Annotated in this window: 19 protein-coding genes; 16 read left to right on the forward strand and 3 right to left on the reverse strand. The window is 67.5% G+C overall.

Annotation, left to right across the window (positions count from 1 at the left end):
* The first annotated feature begins 6 nt into the window (after positions 1-6).
* The 5 genes from DESFRDRAFT_RS17840 (at position 7) to DESFRDRAFT_RS17860 (ending at position 5,907) form a co-directional block, all read left to right on the forward strand.
* Positions 7-813, forward strand: coding sequence for a type III pantothenate kinase (locus DESFRDRAFT_RS17840; protein WP_005996288.1), 807 nt, complete (start codon positions 7-9; stop codon positions 811-813).
* A 40-nt stretch (positions 814-853) separates the two neighbouring features.
* Positions 854-1,585, forward strand: coding sequence for a tetratricopeptide repeat protein (locus DESFRDRAFT_RS17845; protein WP_005996290.1), 732 nt, complete (start codon positions 854-856; stop codon positions 1,583-1,585).
* A gap of 189 nt (positions 1,586-1,774) precedes the next feature.
* Positions 1,775-3,082, forward strand: coding sequence for a phosphopyruvate hydratase (gene eno, locus DESFRDRAFT_RS17850; protein WP_005996293.1), 1,308 nt, complete (start codon positions 1,775-1,777; stop codon positions 3,080-3,082).
* 258 nt (positions 3,083-3,340) lie between these two features.
* Entirely contained in the window at positions 3,341-4,222 is an 882-nt protein-coding gene (gene folD, locus DESFRDRAFT_RS17855) for a bifunctional methylenetetrahydrofolate dehydrogenase/methenyltetrahydrofolate cyclohydrolase FolD (protein ID WP_005996295.1), read from the forward strand.
* 2 nt (positions 4,223-4,224) lie between these two features.
* Positions 4,225-5,907 (forward strand): ABC1 kinase family protein, encoded by a 1,683-nt coding sequence (locus tag DESFRDRAFT_RS17860; protein ID WP_005996297.1) that lies wholly within the window; start codon positions 4,225-4,227, stop codon positions 5,905-5,907.
* A gap of 43 nt (positions 5,908-5,950) precedes the next feature.
* On the opposite strand, the gene DESFRDRAFT_RS17865 is transcribed toward DESFRDRAFT_RS17860, so the two are convergent.
* The 3 genes from DESFRDRAFT_RS17865 to DESFRDRAFT_RS17875 all read right to left on the reverse strand — a co-directional run bounded on the left by DESFRDRAFT_RS17865 (position 5,951) and on the right by DESFRDRAFT_RS17875 (position 10,990).
* The gene (locus tag DESFRDRAFT_RS17865) at positions 5,951-7,798 is read right to left on the reverse strand and encodes an alpha-amylase family glycosyl hydrolase (protein ID WP_005996299.1); all 1,848 of its coding nucleotides are present in this window, start codon (positions 7,796-7,798) and stop codon (positions 5,951-5,953) included.
* A gap of 409 nt (positions 7,799-8,207) precedes the next feature.
* Positions 8,208-9,551: a sigma-54-dependent transcriptional regulator gene (locus DESFRDRAFT_RS17870; RefSeq protein WP_005996300.1), complete on the reverse strand. Its 1,344-nt coding sequence runs from the start codon at positions 9,549-9,551 to the stop codon at positions 8,208-8,210.
* Positions 9,548-10,990, reverse strand: coding sequence for a sensor histidine kinase (locus tag DESFRDRAFT_RS17875; RefSeq protein WP_005996301.1), 1,443 nt, complete (start codon positions 10,988-10,990; stop codon positions 9,548-9,550). The genes DESFRDRAFT_RS17870 and DESFRDRAFT_RS17875 overlap by 4 nt, the downstream gene beginning before the upstream one ends.
* 328 nt (positions 10,991-11,318) lie before the next feature.
* Between DESFRDRAFT_RS17875 and DESFRDRAFT_RS17880 the strand changes: the two genes are divergently transcribed.
* The 11 genes from DESFRDRAFT_RS17880 to DESFRDRAFT_RS17930 are packed head-to-tail and all read left to right on the forward strand — an operon-like array spanning position 11,319 to position 25,684.
* Positions 11,319-11,759: a universal stress protein gene (locus DESFRDRAFT_RS17880; RefSeq protein ID WP_005996302.1), complete on the forward strand. Its 441-nt coding sequence runs from the start codon at positions 11,319-11,321 to the stop codon at positions 11,757-11,759.
* Entirely contained in the window at positions 11,756-12,694 is a 939-nt protein-coding gene (locus DESFRDRAFT_RS17885; protein ID WP_005996303.1) for a sulfite exporter TauE/SafE family protein, read from the forward strand. The genes DESFRDRAFT_RS17880 and DESFRDRAFT_RS17885 overlap by 4 nt, the downstream gene beginning before the upstream one ends.
* 1 nt (position 12,695) lies before the next feature.
* Entirely contained in the window at positions 12,696-13,448 is a 753-nt protein-coding gene (locus tag DESFRDRAFT_RS17890; protein ID WP_005996304.1) for a TIGR02186 family protein, read from the forward strand.
* Positions 13,449-13,478: 30 nt separating this feature from the next.
* Complete coding sequence (locus DESFRDRAFT_RS17895) at positions 13,479-16,055, forward strand: PEP/pyruvate-binding domain-containing protein (RefSeq protein ID WP_005996305.1); 2,577 nt, start codon at positions 13,479-13,481, stop codon at positions 16,053-16,055.
* Positions 16,052-16,468, forward strand: a complete 417-nt coding sequence (locus DESFRDRAFT_RS17900) for a response regulator (RefSeq protein ID WP_005996306.1) — start codon at positions 16,052-16,054, stop codon at positions 16,466-16,468. The genes DESFRDRAFT_RS17895 and DESFRDRAFT_RS17900 overlap by 4 nt, the downstream gene beginning before the upstream one ends.
* Positions 16,458-18,773, forward strand: a complete 2,316-nt coding sequence (locus DESFRDRAFT_RS17905; RefSeq protein WP_005996308.1) for a PEP-utilizing enzyme — start codon at positions 16,458-16,460, stop codon at positions 18,771-18,773. The genes DESFRDRAFT_RS17900 and DESFRDRAFT_RS17905 overlap by 11 nt, the downstream gene beginning before the upstream one ends.
* Complete coding sequence (locus DESFRDRAFT_RS17910; RefSeq protein WP_005996310.1) at positions 18,773-21,364, forward strand: PEP/pyruvate-binding domain-containing protein; 2,592 nt, start codon at positions 18,773-18,775, stop codon at positions 21,362-21,364. The genes DESFRDRAFT_RS17905 and DESFRDRAFT_RS17910 overlap by 1 nt, the downstream gene beginning before the upstream one ends.
* On the forward strand, positions 21,361-22,869 hold the full coding sequence (locus tag DESFRDRAFT_RS17915) for a hypothetical protein (protein WP_005996312.1): 1,509 nt from the start codon (positions 21,361-21,363) through the stop codon (positions 22,867-22,869). The genes DESFRDRAFT_RS17910 and DESFRDRAFT_RS17915 overlap by 4 nt, the downstream gene beginning before the upstream one ends.
* Positions 22,859-23,908: a GspE/PulE/PilB domain-containing protein gene (locus DESFRDRAFT_RS17920; RefSeq protein WP_005996314.1), complete on the forward strand. Its 1,050-nt coding sequence runs from the start codon at positions 22,859-22,861 to the stop codon at positions 23,906-23,908. Before DESFRDRAFT_RS17915 ends, DESFRDRAFT_RS17920 begins: the two co-directional genes overlap by 11 nt.
* The gene (locus DESFRDRAFT_RS17925; RefSeq protein ID WP_005996316.1) at positions 23,905-25,323 is read left to right on the forward strand and encodes a sensor histidine kinase; all 1,419 of its coding nucleotides are present in this window, start codon (positions 23,905-23,907) and stop codon (positions 25,321-25,323) included. The genes DESFRDRAFT_RS17920 and DESFRDRAFT_RS17925 overlap by 4 nt, the downstream gene beginning before the upstream one ends.
* Positions 25,304-25,684 (forward strand): response regulator, encoded by a 381-nt coding sequence (locus tag DESFRDRAFT_RS17930; protein WP_005996318.1) that lies wholly within the window; start codon positions 25,304-25,306, stop codon positions 25,682-25,684. The genes DESFRDRAFT_RS17925 and DESFRDRAFT_RS17930 overlap by 20 nt, the downstream gene beginning before the upstream one ends.
* Positions 25,685-25,773: the final 89 nt, after the last annotated feature.

Raw genomic sequence — 25,773 nt, forward strand, 5'->3', positions numbered from 1 at the left:
CGCGCCATGCCCGCCCTGCTCATCGACGCCGGCAACACCAACATCAAGTTCGGCTTGGCCGAACGTTCGGGGCTGGGGCCGTCGTTCGCCCTGCCGACCGACCATTCGGCCACTCCGGACAGCCTGGGGCTTTCCCTGGTCACAGCCCTTTCCATCCACGGCGTGCGGCCGGCCGACGTGGAAACGGCCGTGGCCTCGAGCGTGGTGCCGCCGCTGAACCCCATTCTCGCCCAGGCCGTCTCGCGCTACATCGGGGCCCGGCTGCGCTTCGTGTCCGTCGACATCCCGGTGCCGCTCAAAAACCTCTACGGCCGGCCCCACGAAGTCGGCGCGGACCGTCTCGTCACGGCCTATGCCGGCCGGCTGGCCGTTTCCGCGCCCTCGGTCATCGTGGTCGACTTCGGCACGGCCACCAACTTCGACTGCGTGCGGGACGACGCCTTTCTCGGCGGGCTCATCTGCCCCGGCATGCGCACCTCGCTTTCCGGCCTCGTCAGCAAGACGGCCAAACTGCCGCATGTGGCCCTCGATCCGGGCGACGGCGCGCTTTCCATCGGCCGCTCCACCACCGATTGCATCAACCAGGGATTTGTGTTCGGCTTTGCCGACATGGTTTCGGGCATCACCGCCCGCCTGATGGCCCATCTGGGCGGCGAGACCCACGTCATCGCCACCGGCGGTTTCGCCGAGAAGCTCGCCCCCATCTGCCCGGCCATCCGCGACGTGCGCCCGGAACTGTTGCTCGAAGGATTGCGCCAACTCTGGCTCGGCCGGGACCTGGACCGGGCCAGGCGCGACAAACGCCTACCGTAGGCGCCGGGCATCCATGCCGCCGGCTCCGGGGGACCGATCCATGCTGCCGGAAATTCTCGGTTGCTACCAATCGCAAAAGCTCGAACGGATGGGCAAGGCCGGGGCCGCCACCCGCGACTTCACCCAGCGCATCAACTGGCTGGCCATGCGCCTGGACGCGGCCCGTATCCTCATCTTTCCCCTGGACGACAAGACCCTGCCCATGCCGTTGCAAAAAACCGTCACCGCGGAGGAATTCCTGGCCCACTTCCTGCCGGCCCCGCTCATCTTCAAGGAACGGCTGGCCCCGGCCGCCCTGGTGCTTTCGCGGCTTTTGCGCGACGCCGGCGCGGCGGTGGACCAAAACGCCCTGCCCGACCCCGAGCGGGCGCTTTTCACGGTCATCCTGGTGGCGCTGGCCGCCGCCGGCGCGCCCGACGACGACGCCACCGCCCTGGCCGTGCTGCGCCAGGCCGGAGCCGGCGACCCGGAGGGCCATGGCCAGAAAGCCTCCATCAACGCCTTCGGCATCCGCCTGCGCAAGCAGAAAAACTACGACATCGCCGCCGCCTACTACCAAAAGGCCCTGGAGCTGGCGCCGCGGGACGAACGGATCATGTTCAACCTGGCCCGGGTGCTCTACGAAAAGGGCGATCTGGCCGCCTGCCGCGACATGCTGACCCAGGCCGTGGGCATCGACGCGGACTTTGTCGAGGCGAAAAAATTCCTGCGTTATCTCAAGCGACGGGAGCGGCGCGGCGACCTCCGCGATTTTCCGGACATCACAATTTGACGTCGCTGCGGCGACACTCCCGCCGCCAGGCGCCCCAAGACCCGCCAAGACTTGCTTTCCGGCCGCACCCCCCTTTGACGGCGGGGGTTATAAATCGCCGCGAATTGCGTTACAGGCTGACGTGTCGGGCCGCCCGGCCCGCTTTTCCACCGCACCAAACGCACCAACATACCCAACAAGGAGACGCTCATGAGCACTATTGCCGCCGTCTGGGCCAGGGAAATCCTCGATTCCCGCGGCAATCCCACCGTCGAAGTGGAAGTCACCCTGGAATCCGGCGCCTCCGGCCGGGCCGCCGTACCCTCCGGAGCCTCCACCGGCTCGCGCGAGGCTCTGGAGCTGCGCGACCAGGACGCTTCCCGTTATGGCGGCAAGGGCGTCGTCAAGGCCGTGGAAAACGTCCAGGGCGAGCTGGCCGAGGCCGTCATCGGCATGGACGCCCTGCAGCAGGTGGCCGTCGACAACCTGATGATCGACACCGACGGCACGGAGAACAAGTCGCGCCTGGGCGCCAACGCCATCCTCGGCGTGTCCCTGGCCACCGCCCGCGCCGCCGCCTCCTTCCTCGGCCTGCCGCTGTACCAGTATCTCGGCGGCGTCAACGCCAAGGTGCTGCCCGTGCCGATGATGAACATCATCAACGGCGGCATGCACGCGCCCAACAACCTGGACATCCAGGAATTCATGATCGTGCCGCTCGGCGCGCGCACCTTCGCCGACGCCCTGCGCATGGGGGCCGAGACCTTCCACACCCTGAAAACCATCCTGGCCGCCGACGGGCACATGACCACCGTGGGTGACGAGGGCGGCTTCGCCCCCAATCTCAAGGACCACGACGAGGCCTTCAAGTACATCATCAAGGCCATCGAGGAAGCCGGCTACCGCCCGGGCGACGAGATTTCGCTGGCCATCGACCCCGCCGCCTCCGAGTTCTTCAAGAACGGCAAGTACGTCCTTGGCAGCGAAAAACGCACCATGAGCGCCGACGAGATGGTCGCCTACCTCTCGGGCTTCGTCGACCGCTACCCCATCATCTCCATCGAGGACGGCCTGGCCGAGAGCGACTGGGACGGCTGGAAGAAGCTCACCGTGGAACTCGGCGAACGCATCCAGCTCGTCGGCGACGACATCTTCGTCACCAACCCCGACATCCTGGCCGAGGGCATCGACCAGGGCGTGGCCAACTCCATCCTCATCAAGCTCAACCAGATCGGCACCGTGACCGAGACCCTGGACACCATCGAGATGGCCAAGCAGGCCGCTTACACCACGGTCGTTTCCCACCGCTCGGGCGAGACCGAGGACAGCTTCATTTCGGACCTGGCCGTGGCCGTCAACGCCGGCCAGATCAAGTCCGGATCGCTGTCGCGCTCCGACCGCCTGTCCAAGTACAACCAGCTCCTGCGCATCGAAGAGGAGCTCGAGGACATGGCCATCTTCTACGGCCCGGTCATGGCCGGCCAGTGGTACGAGGTCGCCGACGACGAAGCGGAGTAAGACAAAACGAAGAGCGAGGGGCGCTGCCCCTCGACCCCGCCGGGGAGGCATGGCCTCCCCGGACCCCTCATTCGCGCGGCCTGGGCGTTGTCCGGCGAGGCTCTGCCTCGCCGGACAACGCCCAGGCCGCGTCAATTGGAGTGGACGGCAACCGGACTCTCCAGCTAAGAGTTTTCGGGGAGGAGGGGTCCGGGGGGCAACCCCCTTTTGCAAAAGGGGGTTGCCCCCCGGTTCCTGCCTTCCGAAGGAGGACCCACCATGCTGCTTATCGACGGGAAAAAAGTCGCGGCCGAGCTGCGCCAGAAGGTCAAGGACGATGTGGACGCCATTGTCCGGGAATACGGCCGGGCGCCCCATCTGGCCGTCATCCTGGTCGGCGAGGACCCCGCCTCCCAGATCTACGTCCGCTACAAGGAAAAAGCCTGCGAGGAAGTGGGCATCGTGTCGCGCATCTGGCGCCTCGATGGCGCGACCGGCCAGTGCGCCCTGGAAAAGCTCATCACGGAACTGGGCGCCAGCGACGACATCGACGGCATTCTGCTCCAGCTTCCCCTGCCCCGGGGACTCGACGTGGGCCGCTGCCTGTCCCTGGTCAACCCCAAAAAGGACGTGGACGGCTTCCACCCGGAAAACGTCGGCCGCCTCTCCATCGGCCTGCCGGGACTCAAGCCCTGCACGCCGTACGGCGTCATCAAGCTGCTCGAATACTACGGCCTGTCCCCGGCCGGCAAAAACGCCGTGGTGGTCGGACGCAGCAACATCGTGGGCAAGCCCATGGCCATGCTGCTCGCCGCCCCGACGCCCTTCGGCAACGCCACGGTCACGGTCTGCCACTCGCGCACCGCGGACCTCGGCGCGGCCTGCCGGCAGGCCGACCTCATCGTGCCGGCCATCGGCAAGGCCAAGCTCATCACCCGGGAGATGGTCAAGCCCGGCGCGGTCATCGTGGACGTGGGCATGAACCGCCTGCCCGACGGGAAGCTCTGCGGCGACGTGGACTTCGAGGGGGTCAAGGACGTCGTTTCCGCCATCACCCCGGTGCCCGGCGGCGTGGGCCCCATGACCATCGCCACGCTCATGTCCAACACCGTGGAGGCGTTCCGCTGGCGGCGTGAAAAGCCGCTTTGCCCGGTGGAGTAGGCGTGAACGTCTTCTCCCTGGCCAGCATTCCGCATCTGGCCCGAAACGCCCGGCGATTTCGGGAAATCGCCGGCGTTCTGGCCAAGTACGGCCTGGCCGAGTTCCTGGCCGTCACCGACCCCTCCTTTTTCAAGAATCATCTGACGGGGCCGGCCGGCGGCAGCCTTGCCGCCATGCGCCGCGACGAGCGGCTGCGCCTGGCGCTCACCGAACTCGGCCCCACAGCCATCAAGCTCGGCCAGATACTCAGCACCCGGGCCGATCTCGTCGGCCCGGACCTGGCCCGGGAACTGGCCAAACTGCGCGACGACACCGAGCCCGACGCGCCCGAAACCGTGCGCCGCACCATCGAGGCCGAACTCGGCGCGCCCATGGCCGACCTCTTTCCCCGCTTCGAGGAAACGCCCATCGCCTCGGCCTCCATCGGCCAGGCGCACCGGGCGATGCTCCCGGACGGCACGGCTGTGGTGGTCAAGGTGCAGCACGCCGGCATCGAGGACGACGTGCGGGCCGACCTCGACATCGCCATGGGCCTGGCGGAGCTGGCCGAACGGGGCATCGTGCATCTGCGCCTCTACCAGCCCCTGGCCGTGGCCACGGAGATACGCCGCACCATCCTGCGCGAGCTGGATTTCGCCCGCGAGGAAAAGAACCTGCGGCATTTCGCGGCCAACTTCGCCGGCGACGCCCGGGTGGCCTTTCCCCGCCCCTTTCCCGAGCGGTGCGCCCGCCGGGTGCTGACCATGGAGGAGCTTTCGGGCCGCACCGTGGCCGAGCTCGCCGCCGGGCCGAAGACGCCCGAGGAAAACGCCCATCGGGAAAAACTGGCCCGAAACGCGGCGGACATCTTTTTCGAGATGATCTTCCGAGACAACTTCTTCCATGCCGATCCGCATCCGGGCAACATCCTGATCCTTGGCGAGGACAGGCTGGGGCTGCTCGACTGCGGCATGGTGGGGCGCATCGACGAACGCACGCGCCGGGCGCTGGAGGAGGCGCTCTTGGCCGTGGCCTCCGGCGACGCCGAAGCCATGACCGAGCAGGTCATGCGCCTTGGCCGGGTGCCGCCCGGACTCGACCGCGAGGCGCTTCGGGCCGACATCGAGGAATTCGTGGCCGACTATGCCGGCCAGTCCGTGGGGGAATTCGATCTGTCCGGGGCCCTTGGCGACGTCATGGGGCTGGTGCGCCGCCACGGCATTCTGCTGCCGCCGAGCGTGGCCATGCTCATCAAGGTTTTCATCGTGCTCGAGGGCGCGGCCGCGACCCTCAATCCCGGCTTTTCCCTGATCGAGGTCATCACGCCCTATGCCTCGAAAATCCTCATGCGCCGCTTTTCGCCGGGCGAACTTTTCGGGCGGCTCAAGCGCAGCTCCCGGGACTGGAACGCGCTTTTTACCGCCTTTCCCCGCGACGTGTTGGAAATCCTGCGCCGGGGCCGGGAAGGCCGCCTCGACGTGCAGCTTTCCCACAAGGGCCTCGACGCGCCCATAAACCGCCTCGTCTACGGCATGCTCTGCGCCGCGCTTTTTCTGGGCTCGTGTCTGCTTTTGGCCAACCGCGTGCCGCCCATCCTCTTCGACGTATCGCTTTTCGGCGCCCTGGGCGGCTTCTGGTCCATCGGCCTCGGCCTGCGGCTCCTGCGCGCCATCAAGCGCTCGGGGGCACTCGGCCCCAAGCAATAGGAGCGGCCGGCGGGGGAGACTCCGCCCGCCGGCCGACAAGGGCCTACCGTCCGTATACCGCCAATTCCATGGGGGCGAGGGCCACGCGCACGGCGCGCACCGCTCCGCCGCTGACCCGGCCGTCGATGGCGCATGCGCCCGGGGCTTTCTCCGTCAGTTCGCAGGACATGGCCGCCGGGTCGTCGCGGTTGGAGTAAAGCGCCTTCCAAGCGCCGTCCACAGGCGCGTTCAGGGCATAGTCCACCAAGACCTCGCCGCTCCAGAGCGTCGTCGTGCTGGTATTGCCGACCACCAGCACCTCGCGGTCGTTGAGGATGCGCGAGAAGGCCAGCACGCCGCCGGGGTACGGCGAGATGCCGAAATCCACGCCGTCTCCGGAGACCGGCCGAAAATACTGCCGCCCGTAACGCAGGGCCGGCTGATCGTTTCGCAGTTCCGACAGCTTGCGCACGGCCTGATAGAACGGATGCCCGGCGTCGAAGGCGGCCTCGCCGAGTCCCCACAGGGCCTCGCGCACGCAGGTGTCGCTGTCGCCCATGCCGCAAAGGCCCTGTTCGGTGCCGTAATACAGGCAGGGAATGCCCTGCAGGGTGAAAAGCAGGCCCATGGCCATGGTCAGTTGCGCGTCGTAGGCATGGGGATTTTGGGGATCACGGTAATAGAAACGGTTCTTCTGGTCGTGGTTATCGAGAAAGGTCACGAAATAGCGGCTGGCCTCGCCGTGGGAGCTCATGTGGTTGGCGAAGACGTGCTTGCGCTCCTCGAAGAAACGCGCCAGCCCGGCCGGGGTTTCCGAGCCCTTGAGCATGTCGCGCAGCTTGAAGAAAAGCGGGAAATCCAGGGCCGCGTCCACGCCCGTCACCCCGCCGGTTTCCGATGAATAGGCCCCGATGTAGCGCTTGATGGTCTCCTGGTTGTCCGCGCCCTCCCAGATTTCGCCGTAGGTGAAAAAATTCGCCTTGCCGATGGAGGCGGCGTATTCGCGCATGGCGTTGCCGAAGATGCGGGCGAAGTCCGGCTCCACGTACTTGAGGGTGTCGATGCGCAGGCCGTCGACGTCGTAGCGCGCCACGAGATACTGGTAGGCGCGGATCAGCGTGTCGCGCACGGGCATGCGCCAGCCCCGTTGCGGGTCCTCGCAGGCGGCGTCGGTGACGAACTCCTTGAGCGAGCAAAAATCCCCGTACGCCTCGCTCCCGGCCCCCTGCCGGCGGAAATAGGCGTTGTCGCGCAGTTCCTTCGGTCCGATGGCCGCGCCCGGCGGACATTTGGCCGGGGCCTCGCTCCATTCCTTCATGGGATGGCCCTTTTCGTCGCGCCATTGGATGGGGTACTTGCCCCCGGAAAGACCGCATTCGCTGCAGACATTGCCATCAAGGTCATAGGCGAAAACGTCGCCGGCATGGTTGAGCACGACGTCGAGGATGACCCGCATACCCCGGGCATGGGCCGCATCCACCAGATCGACCAGGTCCTGCTCCGTGCCGAAACGGGGATCGATTTCCAGCGGATTCTGAAAGCCGTAGCCGTGGTAGCCGCCCTCTTGTTCGGGGCAGCCCATGACCACGGGCGTGACCCACAGGGCCCCGACCCCGAGGCCGTGCAAGTAGTCGAGCCGCGCCGTGATGCCGGTCAGCGTCCCTCCCTGGAACCCGGAGAAGGGCGCGTCAAAGGGCATGTTCCTGGGGTCACCGTCAGGATTGTTGAACCGGTCGACCATGATGAAGTAGATCCACTCGTCACGCCAATCCACCGGCGAGGGGTAGGGCCTGGGGACGGCCACGTCCTTGCCCTTCACCTTGACCGGCCGGGAATCTGGAGTGTTCGCCTTGGCGAACGCGTCATTCACTTCCTGCGCGTACACGCTGTCCAGATGGGATGCGCCGTCCATTTGCCTTGTCCTCCGTGCAGAGTGTTGAAACCGGCACGCCGATACGCCTGCCCGAGACACGGAAGCCGCATACCACAAAATCTGTTTTTGAAACACGAAATGCATATCGCAAAACAAACATATCACCGAACATGCTGAAAATAAAACATATTTTTATAATGCGCCGGGGAATCCCTCGGGCCAGCCCCCACCGCGACACTTCTCCTCCCCAAAAAACGCGGCACGAAACGCCTGCCGCACGCTGAAGCAAGGCGAAAGAATGGGAGGGCGGACAGGCCCGCGCGGGTCTGTCGCGGCGCGATACGGCCGCCGGCGCCGCGCGTTTTAAAACAGGGGGCAGGCTAAAGGGAAACAAACCTCTCCTGGCGGGACCGTTCGAGGCGCGGGGAGCTCCTTCGGGAGCGCGAGGCTAATCCAGGCCGTATTGCTTGAGCTTGCGCCACAGGGTGGTGCGGGGCACGCCGAGGATCTGGGCCGAGAGTCCCTTGTTGTAACCGGTGCGTTCGAGCACGCGCATGATGTAGCGCCGCTCCATCTCTTCAAGCGACACGAGCCCCTCGCCCTCGATGGAATCGAAGGAGAGCTGGCGCAGGTCCGAGGGCAGGTCCTGGACCCGCAGCGTCTCCCCTTCGGCCAGGGCCACGCCGCGCTCGATGATGTTTTCCAGCTCCCGGACGTTGCCGGGGTAGCTGTAGGCACCCAGGATGCGCATGGCCTCGGGCTCGACCCGGGTGACGGATTTGTGGAAGGCCAGGCCGTATTTTTCCAGAAAGTAGGTGGTCAGCGGCGCGATGTCGTCGCGGCGTTCGTCCAGGCGCGGCAGGTGGATGGTCACGACATTCAGGCGAAAAAACAGGTCCTCGCGAAACGCGCCGACCGAGGCCTCGTGCTTGAGATCCTTGTTGGTGGCGGCAATAAGACGCACGTCGAGGTCGATGGGCTTGGTGCCGCCCACGCGCAGCAGCTTGCGCTCCTGGATGACGCGCAGGAGCTTGACCTGCATGGAAAGCGGCATCTCGCCGATCTCGTCGAGAAAGACCGTGCCCCCGGCCGCGGATTCGAACAGCCCGATGCGGGTGGCCGTCGCGCCGGTAAAAGCCCCCTTCTCGTAGCCGAACAGCTCGCTGCTGATGAGTTCGTCGGTAAACCCGCCGCAGTTAAACGACACGAACGGCCGGTCGCTGCGCTTGCTCTGGCTGTGCAGCGCCCTGGCCACCAGCTCCTTGCCCGTGCCGCTGGCTCCGAGCAGCAGCACGTTACAGTCGATGGGGGCCACCTTGTCGATCATGGCGAAGACCTTGCGGATGGCCGGCGAGGTGCCGATCATGGCCTTGCCTTCGGGACCGTCGCGCAGCGCCTCCCGCAGCCGGGCGTTTTCCCGGCGCAGGTCGATGCGCTCCAGCGCCGCGCCGGCGAGGCTTCGCACCTCGGCCAGCTTCACCGGCTTTTGCACGTAGTGAAACGCCCCTTCCTTGACCGCCTCCACCGCCGTCTCGATGGAGCCGAACCCGGTCACGAGGATCACCTCGGTGTCGCGCGAGGCCGCCTTGATGCGGGGCAGAAGCGAAATACCGTCCTCGTCGGGCAACCGCAGGTCCAAAAAGACCAGGTCGAACGGGTCCTCGACCTGGCGGGCCAGAAACGACCGGCCTTCGGTAAAGGCCTCCACCGCGTCGCCGTCCTTGGCCAGGGCGCGGCTCAGGCGGTTGCACACGATGGTCTCGTCATCCACCACGGCGATGCGATGCTTCATGATGTCCCTTGCTCCGGGGCGTCTTCGGACGTGGCGGACGGCGCGACGGGCAGGCGCACGGTAAAGACCGCGCCGCCGCCCTCCGGGCACTCGACCTCGATGCGGCCGCCATGGCGCTTGACCAGGGAATAGGCCACGGCCAGCCCCAGGCCCGTGCCCTTGCCCACGCCCTTGGTGGTGAAAAACGGTTCGAAGATGTGCTCCCGCACGCTCGGGGCGATGCCGGGGCCGGTATCGGCCACGTTGATGCGGATATGGCCGGCGTCCCTGCCGAGGCACGTCTCCACGCGCACGACGCCGCCGGGAGGCGTGGCCTGCGCGGCGTTTTGCACGATGTTGACCAGCACCTGCTGGAGGCTTCGCATATCGCCCCGGATGGCGGGAAGCCGCGGGGCATACTCCGTTTCCAGGCACACGCCCGCGGCCTGGATCTGGTTTTTGACCAGATTCAGGCTCGAACGCACGACCTCGGCCGGATCGAGAAGCACCAGCGGCGGACGCTCGGTGCGGGAAAAATCGAGCAGGTTGCGCACGATGTCCGCCGCCCGGTCGGCTTGCCCCGTGATGTCGTCCACAAGCTCCCGGCCGTCGGCGTCGAGGGTTTCGGCGTAATCCTCGCGCAGCGCGTCGGCGGTCAGCGCGATGTTGTTGAGGGGGTTGTTGAGTTCATGGGCCACCCCGGCGGTGAAGGTGCCAAGCGCCGCCATCTTGCGGGCTTGCAGCAGGTCCTCCTGGTTGACCTCGATCTGGTGGGCCATGCGGTTAAACGCCCCCATGAGCCCGGAAATCTCGTCGGAAAGATCGGAGCGCAAGGCCACCGGCCTAAAATCGCCATCCCCCACCCGGCGCGTGGTCTCGCGCAGCAAGGCCAGCGGCCGCAGCACCCGGGTGGAGACGAGCGCCACCACGGCGATGGTCACGGCCAGAAACACGCCGACAAAAGCGAACGGCAGGGCCAGCGACTGGCGGATGGTCTCGTGAATGCGGGCCCGCTTGGCCGAAAGGAGCCTGGTGGCGAAGTCGGTGAGCGCCTTGCCCTTGGTGCGCACGGCCTCGGTTTCCTCGGGCGTCGGCTTGCCCCGCTCGGACAGCCGGGACAGGGCCGTGCGGTAGGCTTCGAGATCGTTTAAAAATTCACGATAGGCTTTTTCCCCCAACTCGTGGGCCATGCCGCCAGTGAGCCCGCCGGCCAGACGGTCCACCTCGTCGAGGTAGTCGAGCCCTTCGCGAAGACTGGAAACATCATGATATAAAAGGAAATTTTTTTCAAAGCGCCGCACTTCCAAAATGTCGTTCTGCAAGTCCTCGACCCGCTCGCTGATCAGATAGCGCTCCCGAAGCGTCGACAGGCTGCCCAGGTGGAAGACGGCCAAAACCAGCACGGAGAACAGACTCACCGCGAACGCGAAGATCATTTTGGAACGAATGGTGCGCAGCATGGCCTCAATCCTTGTTGCCGGGAGCGACAAGCTACCCTTTTTCGACCGCCCCGCAAAGCCGCCGGCCCCCCATGGATCGGTCGAGAAGGGTTAGCAAGCCCCATTCCAAACTTAACCCACTTATTTCATTGAATCGGCTATACCCGCCGGGACACGCATGTTCCACTTCGGAACAAAGTCCGGCCGCCTCTTCGCCGTTTCTTCCAATCTGAAACACGGCCGCTCCCTCCCCTGACGGCTACATTGCGGAAACGTCCGTATTCCCGCCATGTTGCCCTCTCTAAGCGATATTGGCCCGCAGGTTGCTGCAAGGAAGGCGAGAACCGCCATGGAACATATACTCGTTTGCATGACGCCCCGGCATGGGGCCTTTGGAGCGCTGGGGCGGGCCGTGGCCCTGGCCCGGCGCATCCCGGCCAAGGTGTCCGTGCTTTTCGTCACGGCTCCGCCCGAGGGACAGGCAACCCCGCCGCTGGCCGAGGTGGAGGCCCGGCGGCAGTTGCGCCTGCTCGTCGAACGGGCCCGGTCCGAGGGCGTCGCCATAGAGTGGTTCGTGGCCGAGGGGATATTCGAGGATGAGGTGATCCGATTCGCCAAGGACCGCAAGGTCACGCTGTTGGTGGCGGAAACCGCCGACGCGGAGGGGAGGCAGTCGGAGCGGGAAACACAGTCCCTGCGCCAGATCATGCACCGGGTCTCATGCCGGGTGGAGCTCGTCAGCCCGCGCAAGGACGCAACGGCAATGCAACCAAAAGGAAAGGCGACATGAGCATTCCCATGACCATGTACCTGCCCATCGCCGGGAATTCGGTGAACATCCTGGCCGTACTCGGCCTGGGTGGGGGTGTGGGGCTTCTCTCGGGCATTTTCGGCGTCGGCGGGGGCTTCCTGATGACGCCGCTTCTGATGATGATGGGCATTCCGCCCACCGTGGCCGCGGCTTCGGACTCCAACCAGATCGTGGGCGCTTCCACCTCGGGCACGCTGATCCACCTGCGGCTCGGCAACGTGGACGTCAAGATGGGCCTGCTGCTTCTCATCGGCGGCGTCGTCGGCGGCACGCTGGGCGTCCAGCTGATCAAGGTCCTGCGGGCCATGGGCAACGCCGACTTTCTCATCAGCATCACCTACGTGCTCATGCTCGGCAGCGTGGGCTCCTACATGTTCATCGAGTCCATCACCTCCATGCGCAAGGCCAAGAATCCGTCGCAAAAGCCGGCCGCGCCCAAAAAGCCCTCCGGCTACGCCCGGATGATGGCCAGCCTGCCCTTTCAGATGGAATTTCCCCGCTCGGGCGTGCGCATGTCGCTGATCATGCCCCTGTTTTTGGGCGGCCTGGTCGGCGTGCTGTCCGCCATCATGGGCGTCGGCGGCGGCTTCATCATGGTTCCGGTCATGGTCTACATGCTGCGCATGCCCATGCACGTGGTCGTGGGCACGAGCCTGTTCCAGGTGCTTTTCACCTGCTTAAACGTCACCATCATGCAGGCCTGGACCAACCACACCGTGGACTTCGTCCTGGCGCTGATTCTTCTGATCGGCTCGGCGCTCGGCGCCCAGATCGGCGCCCGCATCGGCCGCAAGCTCAAGGGCGACCAGCTCAAGGTCTACCTGGCCGGCATCGTGCTGCTGGTGATGTTCAAGATGCTCTACGAACTGCTGGCCCGCCCCGATGTGCTGCTGGCGGCCATTGGAGGACACTAGCATGCGCCGCGTACTTCTCGTCCTTACCCTGTGCGCTCTTCTGGTCCCGGCCACGGCCTTCGCCGTCGAGCCCCCGGCGGTTACGGTCACGCCCGCGGCCATCCGCATCGGCGCGCTCTATGACGGCATCGCCCTGACGGTCACGGGCAAGGCCCCGGCGGGCGCGCAAGTGGCCGTGCGCCTGTCCGGCGAACCCGACACCTTCCACATGAAGCAGAAGGGCAAGGCGCTTGGCGTGCTGTGGATGAACCTCGCCAAGGTGACCTTCACCGGCGCGCCCAAGGTGTTTCTCATCGCCGCCTCGGCCGGCCTGCCGGAAGCAAGCCTGGACCATCTGGGCATCCCCGGGCTGGCCGAGCGCATCACCGTGGACGCCACCTCCCCGGACAAGGCCGGCCTCATCAAGGAATTCCTGCATTACCAGCGCAGCGAAAAACTGTATAAGGACCATGCCGGCACGGTCACCTTCGGCCCGGAAGCCGACGGCATGCGGCCCTTTACCGCCGTGCTCCACGTGCCCTCGCGCCTGTCCCCCGGCACCTACTCCGTGGAGGCCTTCGCCGTGAAGGACAAAGCCGAGACGGCGCTCGGCGAGACGGACGTGACCGCCTCCTTCGTGGGCGTTCCGGCATTCATGGCCAACATGGCCTTCAACCACGGGCTGCTCTTCGGCATCATGGCCTCGATCATCGCCATCATCGGCGGGTTCGTCATCGGCCAGCTGTGCAGCGGCTCCAAGAGCGGGGCGCACTAAAAAGGCCCCGCGAAAAAAGGCGAAACGGCCATGGGCGTGTTAAGCGGTATCCGCGACGCGGTATGCTTCTGGCGGCGGGGCAAGGCCCCGGTTCCCTTCGTGGTGCTCTTCAAGAAATTCAAGAGCATCCTCGAGCGCAACAACCGCATCCTCACGCTCATGGCCGACATGGCCGACAAACTGGGCGGCGAATACGTCTTCGACCGCCGCTACATCGAATCCGCCTGCGAGGAACTCTCCGACCAGGTCTTCAAGCTCGTCTCCGACCTGTCCATCCTCGACCAGGGCAAAAACTTCGAACTTTTCGCCGCCTTCGAGCGCATCCGCCAGGAAATCCAGGACGAGCTCGCCGGCCGGCACCGCTTCCCGGACACGCCCCCCACCCTGCCCCTGTCCGACCTTCGCGCGGACATGGCCGAGGCCGTGGGCGGCAAGTTCGCCATGCTCGGGGAGCTCAAAAACAAGCTTTCCCTGCCCGTGCCCGACGGCTTCGTCGTCACCACCGGCGCGTTCGCCGATTTCATGGCCAAAAACAAGCTGCCGGAATTCATCCGGGAGCAGGCCAAGCTCCTTGACCTTGACGAGGAAAAAAACATCCGGGGCGTGTCCTGGGCCGTCACCGCCCATATCCTTTCGGCCAGCATTCCCCGCGGCTTGGCCCGCAGCCTGGCCGCATCCCTGGATGCCCTGGCCGAACGCCTGGGCCGCGCGCCAGAGGCCCTGGCCCTGCGCAGCAGCGCCTGGGACGAGGACGGCGAGACCACTTTCGCCGGCCAGTACGAGAGCGTCATCGGCGTGGCTCCCACGGAAATCCACACCGCCTTCAAGAAGGTCGTGGCCAGCCTCTATTCCCCGGAAGCCTGGCTGTACCGCCGCCGCCGGGGATTCAAGGAGCACGAGGCGGTCATGGCCGTGGGCTGCCAGGTCATGATCGACTCCCGTGTCAGCGGCGCGCTCTATACCTACGCGCCCATGACCGAAAAGGACGAAGGCGTCTTCGTCAGCGCCGCCTGGGGCCAGTGCGCGCCCGTGGTCGGCGGCGAGATCGAGACCGACACCTTCCTGCTGCAACGCCATTCCCCCTTTGCCGCCGAGTCCAAGGACATCGCGCAAAAGACTCGGCGGATGGTGCTGACCCCGGGCGGCGGCGCGGATTTCGAGTCCGTGCCCGAGGACATGGCCGGGGTTTCGTGCCTGAGCGAAGCGGAACTGAGCCTTCTCGGCGAGGCGGCGCTCACCCTGGAGAAATATTTCAAGCGGCCCCAGGACGTGGAATGGACCTTCGACGCCGACGGCCGGCTCTACCTCCTGCAAAGCCGGGCCCTGGTCTTTTCCGGCCGGCCGGAAAAACGCACCGGGGCCATCGACGCGGCCACCAGCCAGGCCGAGGCCGTCTTTTCCGGGCGCGGCGACGTGGTCCAGCGCGGCGTGGCCATGGGCAAGGTGCAGGTGGTCCAAAACGAGGAGGACCTCGACGACTTCCCCTTCGGGGCCATCCTCGTCTCGCGCCACACCTCGCCGCGCTATTCGCGCATCATGTCCCGGGCCCAGGGGATCCTGACCGACATCGGCTCCCCGGCCGGGCACATGGCCACCGTGGCCCGGGAATTCCGCGTGCCCACCATCGTCGGCTGCGGCGTGGCCACGGAGCTGCTCAAAACCGGCGACGAGATCACCGTGGACGCCACGCAAAACGTGGTCTACCGGGGACTCATCAAGGAACTGCGCTATTTCGAGCTGACCGAGGAGGACGTCTACGAGGACTCCTACGAATACCGGCTGCTGCGCCGGCTGCTCAAAAAGATCACGCCCCTGGCCCTGGTCGATCCCCACTCCCGGGACTTCGCCCCGGCCTCCTGCCGCACGTTCCACGACATCACGCGGTTTATTCACGAAAAATCCGTGGCCGAACTGATCGAACTGAGCGAATCCGGCCAGGGCCTGCTCGACGCCGCCGCCGCCCGGCTCAAGACCGCCCTGCCCTTAAACCTTTTCATCATCGACCTCGACGGCGAGGCGCGCGGCGGCATGGGCGAGATCGAGCCCGCCGCCCTGCGCTCCCTGCCGCTTTCGTCCTTGCTCCAGGGACTCGACGATTCCGGCATGTGGAGCACCGATCCCGTGCCCGTGGACATGGGCAGCTTCATGGCGAGCCTCACGCGCACCTACGGCCCCCGGGACGGGGCCACGGCCAAGCTCGGACGCAACCTGGCCGTGGTGTCCGAGGAATACATGAACCTGAACCTGCACCTGGGCTACCACTTCGTGCTCGTCGACGCCTACGTCGGCGACGTGCCGGCCGACAACAGCCTGTACTTCCGCTTTCTCGGCGGCGTGACGGACTTTCGCCGGAGGGCCCGGCGCGCGGGCTGCATCGGCAAGATCCTGGAACGCTCGGATTTTCGCGTGGAGCTGCACGGCGACCTGGTGGTCGGCCGCATCAAGTCCCTTGACAAGGAAGCCATGCGGGCCAAACTGCGCCTGCTCGGCGGCCTGGTCGGGTTTACGCGCCAGCTCGACGTGCGCATGAGCCGCGAAGGCGACGCGCACTGCTTTGCCGAAGAATTCCTGGCCGCCATCAAACCGGTGATGGAGGATACCAAATGACCGACGCCAACGACGCCGCGGCCGCCAAGAAACGCCGCATCCTCATCCTCGACGACGAACCCATCGTGGTCAAACGCTTGAAACCCGCCTTCCAGAAGGCCGGCTACGACGTGGAGACCTTCACCGACAGCGACGCCGCCCTGGCGCGGTTCACCGAGTCCCCGGCCGACATCGTCATCACGGACCTCAAGATGGACGGACTCGACGGCATGGGCTTCCTGGAAAAAGCCAAGGCCCTTTCGCCCGCCGTAGGCTGCATCGTCATCACCGGCTTCGCCACCCTGGAGACGGCCAAGGAGTCCTTCCACAAGGGGGCCTTCGACTTCGTGGCCAAGCCGTTCAAACTGGCCGACATCCTGGACGTGGTCAGGCGCCTCGAAACCACCCTGCCGGGCGCGCGTCATGCCGACTGAATACGCCCCCCCGGGCAACGGCCCGGCCGGGGCGGATCCGAGCCGCACCGCGCGCTCGCTTTTCTCCAAATTCCGGTCGCTTCTGGAATCCAACACCGCCGCCCTGGCCAAGATGGCGGAGATGGAACGCATGCTCGGCGGCGAATACATCTTCGACCGCAGCTTTCTGGACAAGGCCGCCCGGGAAGTGGCGGAGCTGACCCACCGGACCGTCTATGCCCTAAACGCCATGACCGGAAACGCCCACGTGGCCCTTTACGACCGCTACATGGCCGTTAACGCCGCCGTGGAGGATATCCTGGCCGGGCGGCCGCCGAGCGGCGACGAGGAGCCGGTGCGCGGGCTTGCCGGGTTGCGCCTGGAGGACCGGCACAAGGTCGGCTTCGGCCCGGCGGCCCTGGGCGAGCTTTCCGGGCATCTGGGCCTGCCCGTGCCGTGGGGCCTGGCCCTGACCGCCGCCGCCTTTGACGAGACGGGCCTGACCGGCGCGGCCGGGCAGTCGCTCGCCCGGGCCCTGGCGAAGCGCGGCGACAAGGACGCCCCGGCGGACGTCGCGGTCTCCATCGAAGCCGCTTCCGGCGAGCGCCTCGGCTTCTGGCGCGGCGCGGCCACGCCCGACGCCGTCATCCCGGCCCTGGGCAGAGAAATGCGAAAGGCCCGGCAGCACGCGCCGCAGGAACAGCCCACGGCCCTGATCCTGGCCGAAACGCCGGCGGTCATGGCCGGACAGGTCCGCACCCTGGACGCCGCCCCGGACGGCGGGGAATTTCTGGTCATCGAGGCCGCCCCGGCCGAATCCCCGGACGCCCCGGACGTCTTTTACCTGGAGCGGGCCCACCCCTTTGCCGTGCGCCGCTCGCGCCTTTCCCCCAAAGCCCTGGACGCGCCCCTGCCCGATGGCGAAAAGCCCTTGTCCCCGGCCTCAAACGGCCACCTGCGCGGCACGGCCCTGCTTCCCTTCGACGCGGCCGCCGCCCTGGCCGGCCTGGCGCTCGCCGCCGAGCGGCTCCTCGGCGGCCCGCTTCGCCTCGATTTTTTCCGCGACGCCGGGGGCGCGTTTCATTTCACCCGGGCGGCCATGCGGGCCTGCCAGAACTGCGGCGAGACGGCCACCCCGGAGGGCGAACTGATTCTTCGCGGCGGCGAGGCCGCCTGCCTGGGACGCGGCAGCGGCGCGGTCATCCACGTCACGGACCGCACCGTGCCGACGGATTTTCCCTTCGGGGCCGTGGCCGTGACCCGATCCGCCTCGCCGGTCCTGGCCCCGGTGCTGCGCCGGGCCGGAGCCATGGTGGCCGAGGTGGGCGACGCGGCCGGGCATCTGGCCGCCGTGGCCCGCGAATTTCGCACACCGGCCCTTTTCGGCCTGCCCGGGGCGCTTGCCGCCCTGCCCGAGGGCCTGGTCGTCACCGTGGACGCCGAGATGGGCGAGGTGCGCAAGGGGGCCAGCCCCGGCCGCGTCGCCACGGAGGCCGGGCTTAACCCGGACGACCCCGAATACCTGACCCTGCGGCGGCTTCTGCGCCGCATCGCCGGGCTCAACCTGACCGATCCCGACGCGCCGGGTTTCACCGAGGAAGGCTGCCGCACCTTCCACGACCTCATCCATTTTTCCCACGAAAAGGCCGTGACCGCCCTGGCCGAGATGCGCCTGGCCGGGGTGTCGCAGTCCCTGGCCAAGCCGCTGGCCCTGCCCGTGCCGCTTTTTTTGCGCGTGCTCGACATCGGCGGCGGGCTCACCCCCGGCGTCGAGGGGATCGATTCGGTCCGCAGCCGGCCGCTTCGCGCTTTCCTTAACGGCGTCGTCTCCCCGGGCATGTGGGACCAGGCTCCGGCCCGGGTGGGCCTGCGAGAAATTCTCGGCGGCATGGACCGCACCATGGCCGCCATGACGGGCATGACCGGCAAGTCCGGCGGCAATCTGGCCATCGCCGCCCGCTCGTATTGCAACATCAGCCTGCGCCTGGGCTACCACTTCAGCGTGGTGGACGCCTACTGCGGCGACAATCCGGACAAGAACTCCGTCTACTTCCGGTTCGTGGGCGGCATGGCCCACGCCACGGCCCGGGCGGCCCGGGCGGCCTTTTTGCTGCGCCTGCTGTCCCGGTTCGATTTCAAGGCCTCGGCCGAAGGCGACCTGGTGGTGGCCCGGCTCAAGATGGTCGAGGCCGAGGTCGCGGAAGCGGCGCTGACCCTGCTCGGCCGGCTGACCGCCTTTACCCGCCAGCGCGACGTGGGGCTTTCCGGCCCGGACGACGTGGACGCGCTGGAAGCCGATTTCGAAGCCGCCGGGAGAAGCGCGTGATGTGGACTCCCTGGCGGGCGCTCAAGGACCGGCGCGAGGCCAGGCGGCGGGCCGCCCTGGACGCGCTCAAGGTGCGCTACCACACCTTCCGCATCCTGCTCGCCAACAACGAACGCGCCCTCGACCGGCTGGCCAGGGTCGAGGCGGCCCTGGAAACCGGGGCGTCCACAGCCGAGCTGACCGGCCTTGTGGAGGACTTGCAGGCCGTGACCTTCGAGCTGGTCGACGGGGTGAGCCGCCTGACCGACGGCGGGCATCAACTCCTCTACGCCCGGCAGTTGCGCCTGGAAGAGGCCCTTCGCGCCGCTCTCGAAACCATGGAGGAGACGGCCCGCCAGCCGTCGTGCCAGCCGCTCGGTCGCGACCTTGCCACCGAGCGCGTGGGCGGCAAGGCGGCAAGCCTGTCGCGACTTAGGCAAAACGGCTTTCCCGTGCCGGACGGATTCGCGGTCACGGCCCGAGCCTGCCGGGATTTTCTGCGCGAAAGCGGCCTCGAGGCGCGCATCCGCAAAATGCTCCACGCCGCCGGTTCCGAAGGCCCTGGTCTGGCCGAGGCCTGTGAAAAGGCCCGCGAGGCCGTCATGGCCGCGCCCCTTCCCGACTGGCTGCGCGAAGACCTGCGCCAGGCCGGGGAAAAGCTGGCCGCAAACGGCTCCGCCAGGCTGGCCGCCCGCAGCAGCGCGCTGACCGAAGACACGCTGGAGCACTCGTTCGCCGGCCAGTACGTCACCGTCCTCAACCTCACCCCCGACACACTGGAGCGCGGCTTCCTTGAGGTCATGGCCGGGGTCTTCGGCCAGCGGGCCGTGGCCTACCGCCTGCAGGCCGGACTTCCCGCCGCCGCCTGCGACATGGCCGTGCTCGTTCAGGAGATGGTGCCGGCCGTGGGCGCCGGCGTGCTCTTCACCCTGGACCCGGTGCGCCCCGCCTCCGGGCGCATGCTGGTCTCGGCCGTGCCCGGCCTCGGCATCCTGGCCGTGGACGGCGAGGCCCCGACCGATATTTTCCGCGTCTCCCGCGACGACCTCGCCGACGTGGCCGGCCGGCCGGCGACAAAGACCATCCGGGCCGTGCCCGATCCGGCCGGGGGCGTGCGCCGCGAGGCCGTGCCGGAAGACGAGCGGGAGCGACCGGTCATCCCGCCCGAGGTCCTCGCCCGGTTGTGCCGGCTGGGGCTGGCCTCCGAGGCCCTGGCTGGGGCTCCCCAGGACATGGAGTGGGCCGTGACCGCCTCGGGAGAGCTGCGCGTCCTCCAGTCCCGGCCGGTGCGCCTGACCGGGCAGGCCGGGGGCGCGGCACCCGCCACCTCCGGCAACGCCTATTTCCACGGCGGCATGGCCGCCTGTCCCGGCCGATGCCTGGGCCACACCCGCCATGTGCGCGGCCCGGAGGACCTCGACGCCCCCGTTTGCGGCCCGGTCATCGCCGTGCTCGCGGCGGCCACGCCCGAGGCGGCCCGGTTGCTCCCCTCCTGGCAGGGCGTGGTCGCGGCCGGGGGCAACCCCACCGATCACCTGTCCACCGTGGCCCGGGAACTGGACCGGCCCATGCTCACCCGGGCCGCCGGAGCCGTGAGCGCCATTCCGGACGGCGTGCCGGCGGTGCTGGACGCCACGGCCGGAGCGGTCCTTCCCGTGCCCGCCGCCGTGGGCGAGCTCTCCGACCTGCTCGCCGCGCCGCGCCCGGAAACGGCCAAGGCCCCGCGCGTGGCCCTGACGCCCGGCCGGGTCAGGGTGCGCGAACTGACGGTGCCCCTAAACCTCACCGACGCCTACGGCCCCACCTTTTCGGCCGTGGAATGCCAAAGCCTCCACGACATCATCCGCTTCGCCCACGAGGCGGCCATCCTGGCCCTGTTCGAGGCCGGGGACGAGCTTTTGGACGAGGCCTTTTCCCATGTGCGCATTCTGCGCGGCGACGCGCCCTTCGAGGTCATGGTCATCGACCTCGGCGGCGGCGTGCGCGAGGGAGCGACCGATCGATTCATCACCCCGGACGACGTGACGAGCGCCCCCCTGGCCGCCCTGTGGCAGGGGCTCAACGCCCAGGCGACGCCCTACGCCGCGCCGCCCTCGGGTCCCGGCGGCCGTGACGTGGGTGGGGTCATGGGAAGAGGGATCACCGACGCGCGCGGCAAAAGGCCCGTGGGCGAACCCAACTACGCCCTGGCGGCGCGGGACTACGTCAACGTCAACGCCCGGGTGGAATTTCATTTCGCCATGATCGACGCCGTGTGCGGCCCGAGGGCGCGCGGCAATTACGCGCGGCTGCGGGTCAAGGGCGGCGGCGCGGCCACGCCGCTTCGCGAGCGCCGGGCGACCTGCCTGGCCGATATCCTGGGTGCGGCCGGATTTTACGTCGACAGGCGGGGTGACCTCGTCACCGCAAACCTGACCGACGTTTCCGGCGACGACGCCGCCAAGGGACTTGTGTTGCTCGGCCGCCTGCTGTCCTTTATGCGGCTTTTGGACGCGGCCATGACCGATGATGACGCCCCGGCCCGAGCGGCCGCCGCCTTCTGGGCCCAGGCCGAGGAAACAGCCATACCCGCCGACACCCCGGCGCGGGAAGCAGCAAGAGAGGGGGCATGACCGACAGGATTTTCACGCCGGAGACCTTCGATCCGGCCGGTCCGGACGAAGATTTCGCCGTGCCCAAGGCCTTTCGCGGCCGGGGGGCGCTCGCCGCCATGCGCGAAGGACTGTGGGTCCCGGTCGCAAGCGACGGCGACACGGCCGTCATCTGGGCCGCCCGCGTAAACGACGCCCTGGAGGCCACCGCCAAGGCGGCCCTCGGCGTGGCCGACGCGCGCCTCGTCGCGGCGGACCCGGCCATCGTGCGCCATATCCTCAACAACACCCTGGACGTGTGCCCCGGCTTTCCGCCCGAGGCATCCCGCACCGATCTGGCCAAGGTGCGCACCTATCTGGCGGCGCGCCGTTCGTTTCTGGCCGGGTTTCGCACCACCCTGGCCCGGGGCCGCACCGGGTTGGCCATGTTCCGCACGGGCATCGCCTTTTTGACCGTGGTCTTGGTGCTGCTGCGGGTCCTCGGCCTGGGTTACACCTTGCCGCTCGAGGCCATTATCCTGTGCGCCGGCATTTTTTTCATTGTCGACGGCGTCATCTGGTACCTGCCGGCCCGACGCGCCTCCCACCGGGGCATGCCCGATCCCGTTCCCCTGCCCGATCCGGAGCTTGGCAACACCGGCATTCTGGCCGTGTCCGCCGATCCGCTCTGGCCGTGCTTCCGCTGGCTGCCGGCCGTGCCCGGGGCCAGGGCCCTTCGCGCCGCCTGGGGCCTGCTCTCGCCCACGGCCCGCCGCCGGTTTCTGGCCATGGACCGCACAAGCCTGGCCCTGGAGCGCACCACGCTGGCCGAACTGCGTTCGGTCATGGCCTGCTCCCGCACCGGTCTGGCCCTTGGGCGCACCGGCATCGGCGTCTCCGGCGTCGGCATCGCCATGATCCGCCAGTTTCACCACGGCCCCTGGGACGTGGCCAGCTTCGGCCTTATCGGCGTGGGCACGATCATGGCCCTGGAAGGGCTCGCCTGGTACCTGCCGGCCAGACGGGCCGGGCGCATGTGCCAGGACGCCGTCTGCCGGGCCGCCGCCTGCCCGAGTCCCCGCACCATGGCTTCGCCCGAGGCCGCGCCGCCCCCGAACCCGGAGACGCCCCCCCCCTCCTGGCCGGAGGCCGCGCCGGGCGTGCTCGGGTCCACCGGGCTGGCGCTGACGCGCACCACCCTGGCCGAGGAACGAAACGTGTTGGCGAGGCTGCGCACCCAGATGGCCCGGGGCCGCACCGGACTTTCGCTGATCCGCACCGGCAACAACGCCGTGGCCGTCGGCCTGGGCCTGCTCGCCTGGTTCGGCACGGGTTCGACCGGCTGGACCATCTTCAACCTCGTGCTGATTGCCGGCGGCGTCATGCTGCTTACCGACGGCCTGCGCGCCACCCTGGCGGCCAGACGCGCCAGGAAGGCCACGAACGTGTGCACGGCGGACTTCGAACTGGCCGTACCGGACTACACCATGCCCGAAGAAACCTGGGGCCGGGCCAGCGCCGGATTGGGAGGGGACAATGTCGCCTGATGCCGCCACCTCCCTCGCTTTCGACGAACGCCTGCGCATTCCGCCGCTGCTTCTGGCCCGGGTCCCGGCCGAAGCCTTCGCCAGGGCCGACTGGCTGCCGGTCGCCCTTTGCGACGACAACGCCGTGGTCGTGGCCGCGACGAGCCCGGACGACGCCGCCATGCGCGAAGCGGCCGCAACCGCCTTTCCCGAATACGCCCTGCGCTTCGTGCCGGCCGCCCCGCTCGACCTGCGCCGGCTGGCCGCCGACTTCGCCCCGTCCGTGACCGGCGCGCCGGTCGGCGTCGTGCGCACCAATCTGGCCTACTGGCGCAACACCATGGCCCACTGGCGCACGCGCCTGGCCTGCTGGCGCACGGACATGGCCACGGGCCGCACCTGGCTTAACGTCATGCGCTTCGGCCTCGGGCTCACGGCCCTTGGCAACACGCTCTTGCGCTCGGCCAAAACGCCCGGGCAGACGGCCCTCGACGTCGCCGGACTGGCCATCGGCCTGATCCTGGCCGCCTTTGCCGTGCGGGCCTACCTGCGCCTTCGCCTGTCGCGGCACCGCCTGCCCGGCATCCAGACCCTGGTCGAGGTCTCGGCCGCCGCGCTCCAGTTTCTGGAGGAATACCACTTCATCGAGGAGCCCGGCCGGCCACGTCCGGTTTCCAAGCACACCATGCTGGCGCGCCTCGGCGACATGCTCGAAAACCACGCCACCATCCTCGAAATCGCCTCCGGCGCGCCGGAACGCATCCATCTGGCCCGGGAACGCAACGTCCTGGCCGCCCAGCGCACGGTCTGCGCCTGCTACCGTACCATCGCCGCCCGGGCCCGCACCGGCCTGGCCTTCATCCGCACCGGCGTGGCCATCCTGGGCCTCGGGCTCGGCTTACTGCGCTATTTTGCGACCGGCGCCCTGTCCATCGTGGATTGGCTGCTGGTCGTCGCCGGCGTGGCCATGATCGTCGACGGATTGCTCTGGTACTGGCCCGTGCGCAAGGAACCGGTGCGCACGCCCCGGTGCATGGACCCCGAAGGGGACGCGGCATGAAAATCAAGACCAAGCTAATCGTCGGCAGTTGCGTGAGCCTCGCGCTCATCCTCGTCCTGGCCCTGCTGGCCCAAAACGACATGAACCGGGTGGTGGACAAGCTGCGCTTCGTGGAAGTCCAGGACGACCTCAACGCCGATTTCCTGGAGATGCGGCTGTCGGAAAAAAACCTGTTTCTCTTCAAGGACAAGGGCGCGCTGCGGGAGATCGCGAGCAAGATCGAGGAGACCCGCGACACCCTGGCCAAATCCCGCGACCGCATCGTGCGCGGGGCGGGCGAAGGCAACTACCTGGCCCTGCGACGCCGCCTGGACGCCTACGCCGCCGCCGTGGACAAGGCCGCCGCCAGCGGCAATGCCGGCCCGGAAACGGAACAGTCCATGCGCGAAGCCGGCCGGGCCCTGCGGGAATTCTCCACCGCCCTGGTCAGCCGCGAACGGGAGCAGGTGAGCGAGATCATCGCCCTGTCCCGGCGCACCATGACCGTGTCCCTGGCCGCCGTGGTCTGCACCGCCGTGCTGGCCGCGCCGCTTTTATTCCGCAAGGTGCTGCTTTCCCTGGCTAAGGTCGAGCGGCTGGCCGGGGCCATCGCCGAGGGCAAGTTCGAGAGCATCGAAGAGCCCCACAGCAAGGACGAACTCGCCTCGGTCATCCGGGCCGTCAACAGCATGTCGCAGCGCCTGAGCTCCCGCGAGGCCGAGATCCTGCAATCGAAAAAACTCGCCTCTCTCGGCACCCTGACCGCCGGCGTGGCCCACGAGATCACCAACCCCGTCAACAACATCTCCATGATGGCCGAGACCTTCGAGACCCTGGACGAGGACCTGTCCCCGGCCGACCGCAAGGACATGATGCGGCAGATCCAGGAGGAATGCGGCCGCATCCACGGCATCGTCACCAACCTGCTCGACTTCTCCAAGCCCAAGACGGCCAGCATGCGCCAGATATGCCTCAACGACCTCGTGCAGGGCACGCTGCCGCTGGTGCGCAACATGCTTCACGTCTCCAACATCGACCTGCGCCTGGACCTCGCCCCGGACTCGCCCATGGTCAAGGCCGACGTGTCGCAAATGCACCAGGTGCTCATCAACTGCATCACCAACGCCATCCAGTCCATGAGCCCGGGCGGCGGCCTGCGCATCGCCACCCGCGCCGACGACGGCACGGCCCGCATCGTGGTGTCCGATACCGGCAAAGGCATCCCGCCCGACGTCCTGCCCCATATCTTCGATCCGTTCTTCAGCACCAAAGGCACCGAAGGCACCGGGCTCGGGCTCTCGGTCAGCTACGGCATCGTCAAAAACCACCAGGGACGGCTGCGGGTGGAAAGCACGGTCGGCGCCGGTACCACCTGCTTCATCGACCTGCCGGCCCTGATCCCCACGGAGGAATCCCATGCAAGCGCAACCGCCTAGAATCATGATCATCGACGACGAGAAAGTGGTCGGCGATATGCTGCGCATCCACCTGACCAAGCACGGTTGCATAGTGGAAACGTTCCTGTCCGCCGCCCCCGCCCTGGCCAGGCTCGAGGAAACGCCCTTCGACCTGATCGTCACGGACTTCAAGATGAAAGGCATGGACGGCATGGAACTGCTCAAGACCGTCAAAAGCCTCTATCCCGATATCCAGGTCATCATGATCACCGCCTTCGCCCACCTCGATACCGCCATCGAAGCCTTCCGGGGACAGGTCCACGACTTCTTCCCCAAGCCCTTCAAAATCAAAGACCTCATCGAATCCATCCAACGCGCCCTGGGCCGTCCCTTGGCGTAGGCAGGAACCGGGGGAGGGGACCTTTTTTTGCAAAAAAAGGTCCCCTCCCCCGGACCCCCACCCTCCAAAAAAACTCTTTATGGGCTTCG

Source organism: Solidesulfovibrio fructosivorans JJ], assembly GCF_000179555.1.
In the GTDB taxonomy this organism is placed as follows: Bacteria; Desulfobacterota; Desulfovibrionia; order Desulfovibrionales; family Desulfovibrionaceae; genus Solidesulfovibrio; species Solidesulfovibrio fructosivorans.